Source organism: Flavobacterium sp. M31R6, assembly GCF_013284035.1.
In the GTDB taxonomy this organism is placed as follows: domain Bacteria; phylum Bacteroidota; class Bacteroidia; order Flavobacteriales; family Flavobacteriaceae; genus Flavobacterium.
In genome coordinates, this window is record NZ_CP054141.1 from 3088805 (window position 1) to 3105262 (window position 16458).

13 protein-coding genes are annotated in these 16458 nt (G+C 33.9%); 6 read left to right on the plus strand and 7 right to left on the minus strand.

Annotated features, from left to right (window positions below; genetic code table 11):
- Positions 1 to 64 precede the first annotated feature (64 nt).
- Positions 65 to 1726: a 2-succinyl-5-enolpyruvyl-6-hydroxy-3-cyclohexene-1-carboxylic-acid synthase gene (gene menD / locus HQN62_RS12670; RefSeq protein WP_173504629.1), complete on the minus strand. Its 1662-nt coding sequence runs from the start codon at positions 1724 to 1726 to the stop codon at positions 65 to 67.
- Between the two features lie 230 nt (positions 1727 to 1956).
- Here menD and HQN62_RS12675 point away from each other — a divergent pair, with 230 nt between their 5' ends.
- Both HQN62_RS12675 and HQN62_RS12680 read left to right on the plus strand, forming a co-directional pair.
- Positions 1957 to 2454: a GNAT family N-acetyltransferase gene (locus HQN62_RS12675; protein WP_173504630.1), complete on the plus strand. Its 498-nt coding sequence runs from the start codon at positions 1957 to 1959 to the stop codon at positions 2452 to 2454.
- A gap of 130 nt (positions 2455 to 2584) precedes the next feature.
- Positions 2585 to 3529, plus strand: a complete 945-nt coding sequence (locus HQN62_RS12680; RefSeq protein WP_173504631.1) for a tRNA dihydrouridine synthase — start codon at positions 2585 to 2587, stop codon at positions 3527 to 3529.
- An 80-nt stretch (positions 3530 to 3609) separates the two neighbouring features.
- Here the strand turns inward: HQN62_RS12680 and HQN62_RS12685 are convergent, their stop codons facing one another.
- From HQN62_RS12685 to HQN62_RS12705, 5 genes are all read right to left on the minus strand, one after another.
- Complete coding sequence (locus HQN62_RS12685; protein ID WP_173504632.1) at positions 3610 to 4155, minus strand: glutathione peroxidase; 546 nt, start codon at positions 4153 to 4155, stop codon at positions 3610 to 3612.
- 136 nt (positions 4156 to 4291) lie between these two features.
- Positions 4292 to 6505, minus strand: coding sequence for a TonB-dependent receptor (locus HQN62_RS12690; RefSeq protein WP_173504633.1), 2214 nt, complete (start codon positions 6503 to 6505; stop codon positions 4292 to 4294).
- Positions 6506 to 6512: 7 nt separating this feature from the next.
- Positions 6513 to 7808 (minus strand): tetratricopeptide repeat protein, encoded by a 1296-nt coding sequence (locus HQN62_RS12695; RefSeq protein ID WP_173504634.1) that lies wholly within the window; start codon positions 7806 to 7808, stop codon positions 6513 to 6515.
- Positions 7809 to 7904: 96 nt separating this feature from the next.
- Entirely contained in the window at positions 7905 to 8459 is a 555-nt protein-coding gene (locus HQN62_RS12700) for a DUF4331 family protein (RefSeq protein WP_116797975.1), read from the minus strand.
- 29 nt (positions 8460 to 8488) lie between these two features.
- Positions 8489 to 9142: a DUF4331 family protein gene (locus HQN62_RS12705; RefSeq protein WP_173504635.1), complete on the minus strand. Its 654-nt coding sequence runs from the start codon at positions 9140 to 9142 to the stop codon at positions 8489 to 8491.
- 229 nt (positions 9143 to 9371) lie between these two features.
- Between HQN62_RS12705 and HQN62_RS12710 the strand changes: the two genes are divergently transcribed.
- The gene (locus HQN62_RS12710) at positions 9372 to 9902 is read left to right on the plus strand and encodes an RNA polymerase sigma factor (protein ID WP_116764335.1); all 531 of its coding nucleotides are present in this window, start codon (positions 9372 to 9374) and stop codon (positions 9900 to 9902) included.
- Complete coding sequence (locus HQN62_RS12715) at positions 9902 to 10684, plus strand: anti-sigma factor (RefSeq protein WP_173504636.1); 783 nt, start codon at positions 9902 to 9904, stop codon at positions 10682 to 10684. Before HQN62_RS12710 ends, HQN62_RS12715 begins: the two co-directional genes overlap by 1 nt.
- A 1058-nt stretch (positions 10685 to 11742) precedes the next feature.
- Here HQN62_RS12715 and HQN62_RS12720 read toward each other — a convergent pair.
- A complete protein-coding gene (locus HQN62_RS12720) occupies positions 11743 to 14934 on the minus strand; it encodes a cytochrome c biogenesis protein CcsA (RefSeq protein ID WP_173504637.1) in 3192 nt (1063 codons plus the stop codon).
- Positions 14935 to 15129: 195 nt separating this feature from the next.
- On the opposite strand from HQN62_RS12720, the gene HQN62_RS12725 reads away from it, so the two are divergent.
- Positions 15130 to 15891, plus strand: coding sequence for a Rossmann-like and DUF2520 domain-containing protein (locus HQN62_RS12725; protein ID WP_173504638.1), 762 nt, complete (start codon positions 15130 to 15132; stop codon positions 15889 to 15891).
- Positions 15875 to 16402 carry a KdsC family phosphatase gene (locus HQN62_RS12730; RefSeq protein WP_116797970.1) on the plus strand — a complete coding sequence of 176 codons (528 nt, stop codon included), beginning with the start codon at positions 15875 to 15877 and terminating at the stop codon, positions 16400 to 16402. The genes HQN62_RS12725 and HQN62_RS12730 overlap by 17 nt, the downstream gene beginning before the upstream one ends.
- The last annotated feature ends 56 nt before the right edge of the window (positions 16403 to 16458 follow it).

Consider the following 16458-nt stretch of genomic DNA (forward strand, 5'->3'; position numbering starts at 1 on the left):
AAATTAAATTTTAATTTTATAACAGTTTTTATTTCTTCAGCCTGTTTATGACAAAATAGTACAATTAGACCAACTCCTTAAAATACTGCAATAATATGGTATTGTTATCCAAAGTTGGTGTAAAAACTTCCAAGATACCTGGTTTATCATTTTGAGCATATAGCAAATCTAAACCTTTGGACAAACTCATCTCGTCATTTGCAATCGTATAATCAAAGCCATACATTTTTGCCAAATGTTCTGCCGTCAAGTTATGGGAAGTTTCAAAAAAAGTATTAAAAACAGGTGTTTCCGAATGTCCCGGCAAAATTCTAAAAATACCTCCACCTCCATTATTAATCAAAATGATTTTAAAATTTTTCGGTATATAATTGTTCCAAAGTGCATTACTGTCGTATAAAAATCCAATATCACCTGTTATAAAAACCGTCGGTTTGACATTGGCGACAGCCGCACCAATAGCCGTTGAAGTACTTCCATCGATTCCGCTGGTTCCTCTATTGCAATACACTTCGATTGATGGAACTATTGGTATTAATTGCGCATATCGAATAGCAGAGCTATTACTGATTTGCAATTGACTGTTTTGGGGCAAGCTCTGAATCACTTTCTCAAAAACTTTGAAATCCGTAAAAGGAATTTTAGATAAATAAATATCGTGTTTTTCTTTGCGTAAGGTTTTAACTGTATTCAATCGAGAAAAATAATTACTTTCAATTTTTGAGGTTAATGGCAAAAAAGCATTGAAAAAAGTATTGGGTTCAACCTCAAAATGTTTTGTTAGACAACCAAAAGTATCATAGGCTCTTAACGTGTCAATATGCCAATGTTGCTTGGGTTTGTATTTTCTTAAGAAAGCTTTAATACGTTTGGAGACTACCATTCCGCCAAAAGTTACTAGGATTTCTGGACGAAAAGCCTCAAAATCTTCAGCTGTAAATGGAGTAATAATGGTATCAATGTTACTTATGAAGCTTTCATGGGATACATTCGAAGTGTTCTCCGTCATCACCACAACCGATTCGTCATTTGCAAATGCTTCAATTGTTTCTTCTGCAATTGAGTTGGGTTCATTTACCCCTATCAATATCAATTTTCGGGAAGCTTTATTCCAAAGAGAAGCGGAATCCTGTAAATCTTTGATGTCTACTGTACGATTTACTTTTGCGGAAGCAAAAATGGAACTATTGACACTTAGCACCGAAACCGTTTCATACAAAGGCTCTTCAAATGGAGCATTGATATGTACTGGCCCTTTTTTGGCTATAGCCGTATTAATGGCTTCATTTATTTTTCGATCGTTTTCTTCTGAGACCTCTTCCAATAAGTTGGCATTGTATAAAGAATGATTGGCAAATACATTTCCCTGACGAATAGTTTGTCCGTCGCCAATGTCAATCTTGCTATGAGGTCTGTCTGCCGAAACCACAATTAATGGAATCTGGCTATAGAACGCTTCCGCAAAAGCCGGATAATAGTTCAACAATGCCGATCCCGAAGTACAAACCACAGCAGTTGGCTTACCAGTTTGCTGTGCTATTCCCAAGGCAAAAAAAGCGGCAGCACGCTCATCGGCGATGCTGTAACATTGAAATGCAGGATTGCTGGCGAAACCTATAGTAAGGGGTGCATTTCTTGAACCGGGAGATATGATAATGTTGGTGATTTCTTTGGCTAAAAAAATTTGAAGTATGCTTTGTGCTAAAGGTATTTTGGGGTAAGTCATTTTAACTGTTTAAAAGTTTAATGTTTAAAAGTTTAAAAATAAAACTTCTAAAAATTGTTTTGCAAAGTTACAAAGTTACCAAGGCTTTTCCTTTCAATTGAGTCTATTTTTCTTAATTTTGAACAACAAATATTGACTTTATGAAATGAGCATTACTTTGAATCTGTTGCATATTCCAATGAAGGTATACGAATTACATATAAACAATAAAAAACAATAAATAACTTCAGATGAAAATCAAATTAAGATCTTATAAAACCGAAGATACACAAGCCATACTGGATATTATAAATTATAATATTCTAAACTCAACAGCCTTGTACGATTATAACATTAGAAGTTACGAACAGCAAAAAGCAATATTGGAAGAAAAAACAAACAAGCATTTCCCTGTTATTGTTGCTATAGAAGATCATAAAGTGGTTGGTTTTGGTATGTATAGTGAATTTCGATTTCGAGAAGCTTATAAATATACCGTAGAACATTCCGTTTATGTGGATAAAGACCATCAAGGCAAAGGGATTGGAAAATTGCTATTACATGAATTAATTCAATTAGCAAAAGGACAAAAGCTTCATACTATGATTGCCGTAATCGATGCAGAAAATCAAAGCAGTGTGGAATTTCATGAGAAATTTGGTTTTAAAACCGTTGGAATCATCAAAGAATCAGGTTATAAATTTGATCGTTGGTTGCATTCGGTTTTTATGCAATTAATATTGGAGTGATATGAAGTCGAATGTTTTAAAGTATTAAATTCATTGCCTTTAAATTGCTTTATTAGATATGTTAGCAATAAGGAAACTTTTGACTTTATGACTTGTAACTTTATAGTATCTTTGCACTTTTATAAATACTATGAGCTTTACCCTGCTTTCTTCACCTTTACAAGGATTTACTGATTTTCGTTTTCGAAATGCCATCAACAAATATTTTGGAGGAATTGACACTTATTATTCTCCATACATCCGTTTGAACGGAAAACTGGTTATAAAATCGTCTTACGAAAGAGACCTTCTTCCTGAAAACAATGTTGGTTTGGAGGTTATTCCGCAGGTTATTACCAATGATGCAGAGGAGTTTTTATTTGTAGCAAAATATGTTCAGCAATTGGGTTATAAAGAATTGAACTGGAATTTAGGTTGTCCGTATCCAATGGTTACCAAATCCGGTATGGGTTCCGGGCTTATCAGTAATACCGAAAAAATAAATTACATTCTTGACCGAGCACACTCAGAGACCGATATTATTGTGTCCATGAAAATGCGTTTGGGGTATGACACTACCGAAGAAATTCTTGATGTTTTGCCTATTTTGGACAAATACCCAATTAAGAATATTGCAATACATGCCCGCATTGGGAAACAGCTTTATAAAGGAGGTGTTCATTTGGATGCGTTTCAGCAATGCATTGACAACACTAAGCATAAACTATATTATAACGGTGATATTACTTCGGTGGCTAAATTTCACGAAATGCAACAACGCTTTCCTTCCATAGACCATTGGATGATTGGTAGAGGCTTGATTGCTGATCCATTTTTACCGAGTATGATAAAAAGTGATTCTGCTGAATACCCTAAGAACAAAATGGAATTATTCAGTGCTTTTCATGACACACTTTATGAAGGATACAGCGAATCATTATCTGGACAAACGCATATTCTATTGAAAATGCATCATTTATGGGAATACTTTTCGGTTATATTTTCAAATCCCCACAAAGTCCATAAAAACATTAAAAAATCAAAAAGTATTCGCAATTATGAAGCTGCGGTTAAGGAAGTTATTGCTAAAGGGTAGTTTAGTTTTTCATAAATATACTCCACAAAAAAAGAGTTTGACTAGCAAACTCTTTTTATAACTGATTTTTCTTTAAAAAATTATCCTTTAATCCATTTTACCACTTCAGGATCTGTTGGTAATGTTTTTGGAGAAATTACTTTTTCCAATTCGCCTTTTTCATTGATAAGGTATTTTTGAAAATTCCATTGTACTTCAGAATCCTGTAAACCATTTTTAGATTTTTGGGTCAAAAATTGATAAACGGCACACATGTCAGCTCCTTTTACAGAAACTTTGTCCATCATTGGAAAAGTAACTCCATAATTTTGTTGACAAAAAGTGGCAATTTCTTCTTTAGTTCCAGGTTCTTGCGAAGCAAAATTATTGGCTGGAAAGCCTACAATCACAAAACCTTTAGATCCATATTCTTTATATAAAGCTTCGAGATCCTTGTACTGAGGTGTCAAACCACATTTTGAAGCCGTATTGACAATCATTACTTTTTTGCCTTTTAGTGTGGAAAAATCAAAAGTCTTACCGTATAAGTCTTCTACTTTGAATTGATAAATGTTTTGTTTCACTTGAGCTTGAATTTGGATACTTAAAAAGAACATCACGCAGATTGCTACTACTATTTTTTTCATATGTTTTATTTTTATATAAAATTACGCATTTATTTGTGTTATCATAAATTATTTTACTTGAACAAAAGTTAATTAAAAAAGAAAACCCAGTATCAATAAAGCTTCTGGGTTTTCAAACAAACAAATTAAATTAGGACTAAAATTTATAGATAACTCCAATTTTCAAGAAAAATGGCGTTCCTGGTGTAAAATGAATTTCTTCCACGCTGGCGGTTTCGTTCTTTAATCTGGATTCTGTGGCAAACTGAGTTTCATTCCATTCCGAGTTAAATAAATTTTCAACCGATACGCCAAAAACTATTTTTTTGAAAGTATAATTGACATTGAAATCGGTTATAAAATAGCCTTTTGCCACTATCGAATTGTCTTCGTTGGCTGGGCGGTCATTCATATAGCGATAACGTAATCCCCCTGAAAACTTTTTCCAATTTTGAAAACTTAACCCACCGGTCGAGGTAAAGCCTGGAGCCAGCGGAATGTAATTCTGTCCACTTGGTTCATTAATGCTTCTGGCATGCGTATAATTAGCATCAAAATTGAAAAAGAAATAATTATTTAACTGATAACGAATACCTAAATCAAAACCAGCTCTACTCGTTTCTCCACTTGGTTCTACAACTCCCGCATCCCCTACATATACAAACTCCTGTTGCAAATACAAATACCACAAAGCCGAATTGACAATTAACCTGGGAAAAGGTTTCCATATTGTACCAATATCTGTCCCGATTGCTGTTGGCAAAATTTCATTTCCATTATTTGCTATCACAACTCTGGCATCATTCGAGTGAAAACCTGTTCCGGCTTTAAGATAAAATTGCAAATCATTATTTTGTGAATAAACAAAATTCAATTTTGGGGACACTTTTACTTGACTCTCTGTCTGTGTCTTGTAATTCCCCGCCAACTTATCCTGATAACCGAATTTAAAATAATCCAATCGAACTGCAGGATTGATCAACCATTTGCCCAAACGAATCTCTGTATTCAAATAACTAAAAACATTTGACTCATCTATATCTCCCAATTTGATTGCTTCCAAAGTGGTACTTCTATTCAACGTATGGGACAATTCAGTATCTGTTGTCGCATCGTTTCTAACGCCAAAACCCAATTGAAATAACAAATCAACCGATTCTTTATTGATGTTTTTATTCAGCTCCGCATTGATTCCATATAAATTTCTATCCTCTTTTTGCTTAATCTGATCTCCATTGATAGGATCTTCTAAGAAAAAAGTAAAATTCGAAAACAATTCAAATTTATAATTCGAATAAAAGGTATTCGCTTTCAAAAACGTATTTTCATCAATTGGTTTGCGGAATGAAACATTAAAATTAGATCTCGAAGTAACTCCTCCTTCGGTATCATCTACTGATCCAAATCTGGAAATAGTTCCATCATCCACCAAACGTTGTGGCACTTGACCTGACGCATCCCACTTGCTGGTGAAGCGAGAAGCAATAATAGAAAACCGGCTATTATCTTCTAAAACAAATGAATATTTTCCGAACAAATTGATTCGGTTGAAATTTTGAGGCGAATCAAATGGGCCATCGGTAAGAATATATTCAGTGGCGATATAGGCACTTTGTTTTTTGTTGTTTCCCAAAAGATCAAACAAGCCCACCGTTCTAAAGGTATTAAATTGTCCAACTTCCACCCCAATGCTACTAAAATCCAGTTTTTCTTTTGTTCCAAAATCAACATATCCAGCCGTTGCAAAATCACCTTTACTTGCGTAATACGTTCCTTTTCCAAAATCAATTTTATCGACTGTTTCCGGAATTACAAAATGCAAATCGGCGTATCCTTGCCCGTGTGCATGCGAAACCATATTTACTGGCATACCATCTACGTTAATCGCGATATCTGTTCCGTGATCGATATCAAAACCACGTAAAAAGATCTGTTCCGCTTTTCCTCCGCCAGCATGCTGACCAATAAACAATCCCGGAACTTTTCTCAATATTTCCTGCGATGAATTTACAGGAGTCGTTTCCAAATCAATTTTTGAAATCACATTTATTGCTGATATTTTTGACTGAATAACAACTTCCTCCAGTTTATAACTATCACTTTCCATTAGAATACTTATTTCAGAATTCATAATAGTGTAGTCCGTTTTTTTATATCCCAATGCGCTAACATTAAGAACATCTCCTACATTGGACTTATCGATACTAAAATTTCCAGTTTCATCAGTATGTGAATGTGTATTCGATTTTGGATTGGTAATAGTTGCATTTTCAATTGGTTTTCCATTTTCATCCATAACAAACCCTTTTTGAATCTGACTGAATGCATTTAAACCAAATAAAACCAGAAAAATTAGTGTATATTTTTTCATTTCTAAATTACAATTGCTTTACTTTTTTTTCCAAAATAGGCCCTAATTCATAAGTGCTTCCCAATAATTCTTCTTTGATTGGCTTTACTTTTTCGATAATATTATTTGATTTATAAATCATTGCCAAGTGATATTGTACTTTAGGTTCAAAGGATTTACCAGCTACATATTTTTGGGCAATTTCCAAAGCTTTTTTCTTTTGCCCCAAATTTAGATACGACCAAGCCAATAAATCATAAGAATCTGGTGTTGGTCGGTGATCAATTTCGACTTTAGCGATTTCGAGCGCTTTTGAAGCGGTAGTTTTATCATCTGCATAAATCAAAACATTGTATTTATTGTACATCGCTCCGTAATTGTACTTTTTGAGCATTGAAAAATAAGCATTTCTATTCGCCACTTCCTCTGATTTATCTCCACTGAATTGTGCGATTTGTGATTTCAATAAATAAAAATCTGGTGTATCATGTTTTTTGGCGATAGCCGTAATAATTCTGTTCGCTTCGGTGGTATTTCTTTCGTGCGAAAAAACTATCCAGGCAATACCTTTCAAGGCATATGAATAATTAGGATCAATTTCCAGTGTTTTCAAATAACTATCATACGATTCCTGTATTCTGCCAGCATGTCCATAAAAATCACCTAAATTAGAATACGACCAGATTTTCAAAGTTTTATCATCATCTGCAATGGCAATGTCTCTTGCTTTTTCCATAAAAGTAATAGCGGTTTTCAAATCGCCTTTATGATCATTCCATTTGGCCAAACGAATTAAATAATCATAATCATTCATGTCACGAATGGCGTTTAGGTTTTTCAGAGCTTCAGGATAATTCCCCACTTCCATTTGCACATCAAAAAGTAATTTTTGGGTTTCTTTTCGGGCTTCGCCAATGGCTAACGCTTTATTGGCAAGATTCAAAGCTTCTTTAAAACGATGCTGGGAAATATAATTTCGTGCCAATGACCGAATGGTCGACACACGAGAATATTTATAAGCTTCATTGTATTGTGTCAGCAATTCTTCGGATTTGTATAAATCTTTTATGTTTCCCGTATATTGAAAAAGAGTACCATAATTTGAGGCTAACATACCCAAATACATCTTTTGGTTGGGAGCCGCATCAATTTTTGTTTGCCAAAAATTAATCTCCCGATTGGCAAAATCAATAGATTTATTGTCTTTTATGTTTAGATATTTCTCATAATCCAAAGTGTTGGTTATTTGAGACGGTTTGTTGGTACAACTACTAATACATAGTACGAAGAAAGCCAATAATGGTAGTATCTTTAAATTTTTCATAATCCAAATTTGTTTGTTTGTTTGTTTGTTTGTTCGTTTTGAATTAAAAAAGCAGAGCAAGCAGTCCAAAACTCACTCTGCTTTTTATATAAAATATTACCAAGCAGCTGCTAAGTATGGAAATGAAGCTGTAAATGCTTTATCATTTGCATTAACATGATCTGAAGTAAGTCCTGCATTTGATGTACCCATTGGCCCACCAAAAATCAATAATAACTCTACATCGATAACATCATCCGCTAATGCTCTTCCTGTTAAAACATTGGTTCCATCAAAGAAAGTAGTTTTGGCAGTTTTAGAAACATTCAATACATCTGTAGCTAAAAGACCTGTAAATGCAGCAGCATCTTGTCCTAAAGCATTGGTAGTATAACCAGCATTTAATGCCATCAACCTAGATTGAAAAACAGACTGATATTTGGCTCCCATCGCAGAAGGTATAGCCGCATTGAAATCATCTTTTGGTTGTCCCGAAGCAATAAAAACTGTGTTAATTGCTGGTCTGGCCATTTGATCTTGTTGTACATATGTGCCTGAAAAATCCATACTTTGCACACCATCATTAGTATTATTGTCATTATTATCGCAGTTCACCGAGATAAAAGCGACAACTAATGCAACAGTTATAATTTTGAATTTATTTGTTTTCATATTTATAAAATTTAGGAATAGTAAATTAATTATTGTTTTTTCTTGGTTTCTGCCCAAATGTTTAATGTACTTGAAGTACCTAACATTGCTTTTGGAACTTCAACAACTATTGAAAGTACATTGGTTCCAGCAAAAGTGTCTGTTCCTGGATTATTAAAACCTGTTGCTGTTCCTGCTAGAATTGATTTGAATTGTCCAAGGTCAAAGAAGAATGGATCGTCTCTTGGTCCTGCAAAAAATTTCATTCCGTTTTGCGAAGCTGTAACAGGCATTGCTCCATAAGTTGAAATAGCTACTTCTCCAGAAGCTGCACTCGTTTTAATCGTACTGGAAGTTCCTGTAGTTATAGGAGCATAAGGTCCGAAGAAATACATTTTGTCTCCTCTTTTAATCGCTTGAATTACCAAATCTTCAACATTGTCACCCGTGTTGTCAATGTTAATTTCTACCATCACATTTTCTTTAAATGTTGCAGCTCCAGTTGCATTTGGACTTAATAGTCCTTGTGTGTTTACAGCAAAAACCAAATTGTTGGCATCTTGACCCTGGAAAGTGTACACATCTGTAATGTCACCCGCATCACCACTTGAAGTTCCTGGAGCATCAATGTGATCCGCTGCTACTAAAATTAAGCCTGAGATCACCACTAGCGACAGACCTAAAATCATTTTTGTTTTTTTCATTTTGTTATAATTTAAATAGTTATAAAAGCATTTACGGGATTGGATGCGTTTTGGTTTTAAAAAAGTGAATAAAAAATTAAAATATTCTTCATGTATCTGATTTACAGTTATTTAAAAACAAAATAAAATCATAATTTTATTTAAAAAAAATAAAGTTGTTGCATTAAGAAATATAATCTGCTATTTATTAATGTAATTGTATATGTTTGTAACCACTAAAAAAGATAATATGACTCAAGATGAATTGTTAGTTTTAATTCACCAGAAAGATGAAAAAGCATTTACCTATCTCTATGATATGTACTCCAAAAGTCTATTTTCGGTAATTAACGTGTTGGTAAAAAATAGAGAAGAAGCTGAAGATGTACTCCAAGAAGTTTTTGTCAAAATATGGAAAAATATCGATTCCTATAACGAAAGTAAAGGGAGGTTCTATACTTGGATTCTCAATATCGCCCGAAACACATCAATAGATAAATTGAGATCCAAAAATTTTAATGACAGTCAAAAAAACCTTTCTTCTGATAATTTCGTACATCTATTAGACGACAGCAATAAACTGGTCAATAAAATTGATACAATTGGGATTCAGGAATTTGTCAAAAAGCTAAAACCAAAATGTATTCAAATTATAGATTTACTTTTTTTTAAAGGATACACCCAACAGGAAGCTTCAGAGGAATTGGCCATTCCCCTTGGAACTGTCAAAACACAAAATAGAAATTGTATTAACGATTTAAGACTTTATTTGAAATTATAATGGATACAAAAGAATATATAGAATCAGGCATTTTAGAACTTTATGTGTACGGTTTACTCAGTGAAGCCGAAAACTTAGAAGTCAGTACTATGGCTAAAAATCATCCTGAAGTAAACGATGAAATCATTGCTATTGAAAAAGGAATTGTTGCATTATCGTCAAGCTTTTCTCCTTTCCATTCGGTTTCCAATTTTGAAAAGATAAAAGCCAAACTCGAACTGAAACATTCGGGTGTTATCCAAATGAAACCAAGAAATTGGTCCACATATATGGGCTGGGCAGCTGCAATAGTATTATTGATTGGAATTGGTTATCAATACCAAAAACTGGGACAAACTAACAACCAAATTGTATCTATTGGTAATGAAAAAGAGAAACTAGCTAAAGAATTAAACCTTTTAGATCAAAAAAATAAAGCAGCCGAAACTAGTCTGGCAGTAATTAGAGATCAAAAAAATACGGTAGTGGCCCTTAGCGGACAGGCAGTAAATCCTAAGTCATTTGCGAAAGTTTATTGGAATAAAGAAACCAAAATTGTTTATGTGGATGCCGCAGGATTACCTGAACCACCAAAAGGAATGGTTTATCAAGTTTGGGCTTTAAAAATGAATCCTTTAACTCCGACAAGTATTGGGCTATTAGAGAATTTCGATAGTAATAATCAAAAAATATTTGCAGTTGAAAATGCAGACTACGCAGAAGCTTTTGGTATTACATTAGAACCCGCCGGAGGAAGCTTAAGTCCAACAATGGATCAATTATATACTTTAGGAAAAGTGTAATTTTAATTTTATCAGTTGAATTGTTTTCAACAAAATAAAAAAAAAAAATGCTCCTTTTGGGAGCATTTTTCTAACTAACTAAATAACAACCAACCATTATTAGATTTTCCCCATTTAAACTAACTTTAAACCTAACCTCTCAAATTTAAAATTTGTAAAATCTAATCAAATCATCTATTAACAGATTACAAACTCTATGCCAAAACCTCAATTAAAAACAAATTAAACCTTTGAAATACATTATTTTATATTAAAAATAAGTTTAACATTACTTTATTTGAAATACATATCAACTTAAAATTTGATCTTTTGAATATCATTATCAATAGTGTATTCAATAAATTCATTGTATTCAAATTCCAAAATAGCATCCGAAATCTTCTAGATTGATTTAATAGTTTTAATAGTAAAAAAAAGATGCTCCTATTGGAGCATCTTACTAACTAACTGTAACCGATAACTTTTATAGATACTCTGTAAAAACCAACTTACTAACCTATAAACACTTAGGATAACCAAACCTAATAAAATCATCTATAATCGTTATTTCAAACACTGTGCCAAAACTCAATTAAAGGCAAATAAAATCTACAAAATACATAATTTTAAACAAAATATAAGATTAATATTTCAATAAAATATTTTGAAACCCCTTTTTTTAAAAATAATCGATTAGCTAATCTTGTGTCAGTCTAGTCAAAATAAAATATGCGAAAGTGGCTTCTACAATTTCGTTATATTGTATAAAAAAGATGCTCCATAAAGGAGCATCTTACTAACTAATTGTAATCGATAATTCTATAGATATTTGAATGTAAACCAACCTACCAACCTAATCTACAATATCTTGGAGTCATAGAACTATCTATGACTAACTTTTCAAACACCGTGCCAAAATTCATTTAAAAGCAAATTATATCTACAAAATACCATTTTTTTAATTAAACGTAAGTTTTGTATTATTTTAAAAAAAAATAAATAACCATTTTGACATGAAACAAAAAAATAAGGTCCAACACGATGCCGAACCTTACTAGAATATAAATTAGTTCTAAAAATTACTTCTTATAAAACTTTCTGTATTTTGGATATGTAATAGCTCCGATTAAAGATATTGTGCCTAAAGAATACCAAATCCAACTCAATGAATGGGCTTCACCGCTTGCATAGGAATGTAATCCCACCAAATGGAAGTTTACCCCATAATAAGTAAACAAAATAGATATAAAAGCAAACATACTCATTAAATTGAAAGTCCATTTACCTCTTAAAGAAGGTACAAATCGAGCATGAATCACAAATGCATATACCATAATACTGATTAATGCCCAAGTTTCTTTTGGATCCCAACCCCAGTAACGTCCCCAACTTTCATTGGCCCATTGTCCCCCAAGGAAGTTTCCAATGGTTAACATAATCAGACCTATTGTCAGTGACATTTCGTTGATGTACGTGATTTCTTTAATATTCAAATCCATTTTCGTTTTGTTCTTTTCATTCGTAAAAAAGATTAAAAGAAGTGACACAAAACCAAGTATCATTCCCAAAGCAAATGGTCCATAACTTGCAACAATAACTGCAACGTGAATCATTAACCAATACGAATTAAGAACAGGCTGCAAGTTTGCAATTTCTGGATCAATCCAGTTTGCATAAGCTGCCGTAAGTATCATTGCAGTTACAAACGCCGCCGAAGCCACAGTCAATTTCGATTTAATATCAAAAGCCAATCCAAAGAACATTGTTGCCCAAGCCACATATACAATAGCTTCGTAAGCATTACTCCAAGGTGCATGTCCCGAAATATACCAGCGAGCACACAATGTAATGGTATGCAATACGAAAAGCACCGCAATAAAAATATGCATTGAATTCACTAAAACATTCAAAACTTTGGACTCCTTAAAGATTTTAAGAATAGTAAAGAACAGCATCAATATTGCCCCAAATAAGTAAGCGTAAGGCAACTTTTGAAGCAAATCGTACTTGTTATATGCGATTTCAAGATTAATTTTATCGTCACTTGGCCTTACTTTACTTCCAAATTTCTTTTGAAAACCGTTGATGCTTTCCAGTAAATCATCTGCAGTTTTATAATTTTTGGATTCGATGGCATGACTTAAGGTTCCAAAATAAAGTGGCAATATACTTTTAGTGTACGTAGAATCCATTCCTTTCAAACCAGCATGTTCCAATTCTAAATACGAAATCCATTTATTGCCTGGATCATTTGGTATTGGAAAAATTCTCAAGATGCTTCCGCTCAAGGCAGATTCCATCAAGTTTACTTTCTTATCCGTTTCAACAAAATCTTTCTCAAACTGATTTGGATTCCCGGCTTTGTAGGCCGCATCAAGATATGGCGATAATTTATAATTCCCCTTTTCGTCAAAGAAAGAAATAAAAGGCGCGTATTTATCTTTGGAATCAATTCCGATAATCTTACGGATACTGTCGTTTCCGGATTTAATATAGATAAGCGGAATTTCAATCCACAATTGTGCACTTTGTGTCATTGACAAAAATACCTGATCCGAATTCATTCCGTTATAAGTATCGGAATGGCTTACTTTTCGTAACAATTCAGATGAGAAAGTATTGATTGGTTTCATTCTACCGCCGGCATCCTGAATAATCAATCTACCAAACTTTGCTGCATGTTCCGGCGTAACGGTATAAGCTGTCAATACCGAATCCAATTGTTTTTGCGTTGGTTTTATCCTAACGTGCCCCGTGTTTTCAGCATGTGAATCTCCTGCCTTTTCATTTGAATGATCATGATTATGTTCTTGTGCAAAACCGGTTAGGCTCATAAACAATACCAAAATCGTGATTAATTTTGCTTTTTTATCTTTCACAACATCTAATTTTCTTTTCAAATCGGCAAAACGGGAATGCTTGGTAAACATAATAGCCATCATACTAAAAAACAGTAAAAAGTATCCTAAATAAGTAATTGTTGTTCCCCAATAATCGTGATTTACAGATAATACTGTTCCTTTTTCGTCTGGATCAAATGAAGATTGAAAAAAGCGATAACCCTCATGATCCAATACATGATTCATGTAAATTCTGGCATCAAACGGTTTTGTCGAATCCTGAACAGTAACTTGGCTTTCAAAAGAAGAATAGCTTTTCTCAGTTCCTGGATATTTTTGAGCAATAAAATCATTTAGTTTAATCTTAAATGGCAAGACATAAGCTTTGCTTCCATAGAAAAACGTATATTCATTCGCCCCAATTTTAACTGTTTTAGAATCCCCAGTTTTCCCTTTGGAACCAATTAACGTCACTATTTCCTCTTTTCCATTGGCAGAAAGCCTAACTATAAGAGCATCCTCATGATTCTTTTCTTTAAAATCATTTTTGGATTCATAGTCAATTACTCCCGTAACTGCAGGCTCTGGAAAAACAAAACGAATATCTCCAATGCTATACAATGAACGCATCATCAAAGGCTGCACAACATCTTTCACCACTTTTCCTTGTAGTTTGTCAGCCATTCGCATAAAATCTCCTTCAAAAGGCATTTGAATCGTGTAACTTTCTCCTGTGGTATTGATATTGATTGCTCCCTCAGTAAATTTATTCAAGGCAAAAAGTACATTGTGAATGTTTTGCACTTCGCCCGATTTCAAGAAATGTTCTTCACGGCCTCCGGCTCCAGCTTCGACCAATTTAAAGTATAAGCTGCCTTTTGGATCGGGCTTAACGTATTCTTTGGCACCCATAATAAAATTTTTATAGTGCACCTCAAACGGATTTCCTGCAAAATCACCCGTCATCTTAAAATCATTGTCGGTAACTGGTGACAATAAAAGAGGCTTCTCAAAAACCCTACGCTTCATTTCCCCTTTGTATTCTCCATCAACAAAAAGAGTCAGAAATGTTTTATCCGAATAAAACTGATTCTCTGCAGCGCCTTCGCGAATCGGCATCATTCCTTCAAAACTGATGTAACGCGTAATAAAAGCACCCGCTATGATAAATATAAAAGCCAAATGCAGAATTAAAGTCGCCCATTTCTCTTTTTTAAGCAACTGATAGCGCTTGATATTTCCAATGAAGTTAATCATGAAAAATCCCATGATAGCTTCGAACCACCAGGTATTATAAACTAAAATTCGAGCTGTATCGGTATTGTATTTGCTTTCGATAAAAGTTCCTGTTCCCATTGCAATTGCAAAAGTCAAGAATAATAAAGCCATCAATCGGGTAGAAAATAGGACAGAGAATAATTTTTTATCCATTTGGGAGTAAATTTCGTTTAATAAAGTGTCGCAAAAGTACTCAAAAATGTCCACTTCTTTAAGGACCCAATTGTTAATTTAATCCAAAATTAAGCGTCTTTTTTTAGAGAAAAAGCAATAAACCATACATATGCCAGTTATTGTGAGATTAAAAAATTGAAACCAACACTTCATTTTTTTTGCTAATTTTGCCAAATGATTAAAATAACGATTATCGGTTCCGGAAATGTAGCGCAACACCTGATTGACGCTTTCGCAAAAAACAATGTGGTCGAAATCATTCAGGTTTTTTCAAGAACTCAAAAAGATATTAGTCCCAATCTCGATTCCAATAAAATTACCAATGATTGGAATGCTTTGGTGGAAGCCGATTTGTACATCATTGCCGTTTCTGATGATGCGATTGCCAGCGTTTCATCTCAATTGCCTTTTGAAAATCGCTTGGTCGTCCATACATCGGGAAGCGCACCTTTGACATCGCTAAATGACAAGAATCGAAAAGGCGTTTTTTATCCGTTACAGACTTTCACCAAAGGGAAAGCAATTGATTTTAAAACTATCCCTTTTTGCTTGGAAACACAGTTTGAAAACGATTATATACTATTGGAAAAAGTAGCGAAATCCATTTCTGATAATGTTTATAAAATCGATTCCCACCAACGAAAAGCGTTGCATGTGGCCGCTGTTTTTGTCAACAACTTCACTAATTATTTGTATCAATTAGGGAACGATATTTGCCAAGAGAATCATGTTCCTTTCGATATCTTGAAACCATTGATTCTGGAAACTGCCGAGAAACTCTTGACGCTTTCGCCAAAAGATGCCCAAACTGGTCCAGCCAAACGCAATGATATTTCGACAATTGAAGCACATGAATCTTTTTTGTCAAATGAAAATCAATCCACTATTTATAAAATATTAACCCAATCTATACAAAATCATGGCAAAAAGCTATAAAGAAATAATGAATGATATTACTACGTTTGTATTTGACGTAGATGGCGTACTAACGGACGGTTCTGTTTTTGTTACCAATGAAGGAGAGATGCTTAGAACGATGAGCATCCGCGACGGTTATGCCATGAAAGCAGCTATAGAAAGTGGTTACCATGTTTGCATTATTTCGGGCGGAAGTAACGAAGGTGTTCGCGTGAGACTTCGCAATTTAGGAATTACCGATATCCATTTGGGTACTCCAGATAAAGTGAAAACGTTCAAAGAATATACTGATGTTTATGGAATCAATCCGGAACAAGTTTTATACATGGGTGACGATATCCCCGATTATCACGTAATGAAATTGGTAGGATTGCCTACTTGCCCACAAGACGCAAGTCCCGAAATCAAAGCTGTTTCGAGCTATATTTCTCACATAAAAGGAGGAAAAGGTGCCGCTCGTGATGTGATTGAACAAGTGATGAAAGTGCAAGGAAAATGGATGGCTTATTTTGACGGGAAACTTGATTAAGATTTTAGATTGCAGAATTAAGAATTAAGACTGCAGATTTTAGATTTCTGTGAATT

Coding starts and splice junctions, on each gene's coding strand:
- menD (WP_173504629.1), bottom strand. CDS start 1,726: ATGACTTACCCCAAAATACCTTTAGCACAAAGCATACTTCAAATTTTT.
- HQN62_RS12675 (WP_173504630.1), top strand. CDS start 1,957: ATGAAAATCAAATTAAGATCTTATAAAACCGAAGATACACAAGCCATA.
- HQN62_RS12680 (WP_173504631.1), top strand. CDS start 2,585: ATGAGCTTTACCCTGCTTTCTTCACCTTTACAAGGATTTACTGATTTT.
- HQN62_RS12685 (WP_173504632.1), bottom strand. CDS start 4,155: ATGAAAAAAATAGTAGTAGCAATCTGCGTGATGTTCTTTTTAAGTATC.
- HQN62_RS12690 (WP_173504633.1), bottom strand. CDS start 6,505: ATGAAAAAATATACACTAATTTTTCTGGTTTTATTTGGTTTAAATGCA.
- HQN62_RS12695 (WP_173504634.1), bottom strand. CDS start 7,808: ATGAAAAATTTAAAGATACTACCATTATTGGCTTTCTTCGTACTATGT.
- HQN62_RS12700 (WP_116797975.1), bottom strand. CDS start 8,459: ATGAAAACAAATAAATTCAAAATTATAACTGTTGCATTAGTTGTCGCT.
- HQN62_RS12705 (WP_173504635.1), bottom strand. CDS start 9,142: ATGAAAAAAACAAAAATGATTTTAGGTCTGTCGCTAGTGGTGATCTCA.
- HQN62_RS12710 (WP_116764335.1), top strand. CDS start 9,372: ATGACTCAAGATGAATTGTTAGTTTTAATTCACCAGAAAGATGAAAAA.
- HQN62_RS12715 (WP_173504636.1), top strand. CDS start 9,902: ATGGATACAAAAGAATATATAGAATCAGGCATTTTAGAACTTTATGTG.
- HQN62_RS12720 (WP_173504637.1), bottom strand. CDS start 14,934: ATGGATAAAAAATTATTCTCTGTCCTATTTTCTACCCGATTGATGGCT.
- HQN62_RS12725 (WP_173504638.1), top strand. CDS start 15,130: ATGATTAAAATAACGATTATCGGTTCCGGAAATGTAGCGCAACACCTG.
- HQN62_RS12730 (WP_116797970.1), top strand. CDS start 15,875: ATGGCAAAAAGCTATAAAGAAATAATGAATGATATTACTACGTTTGTA.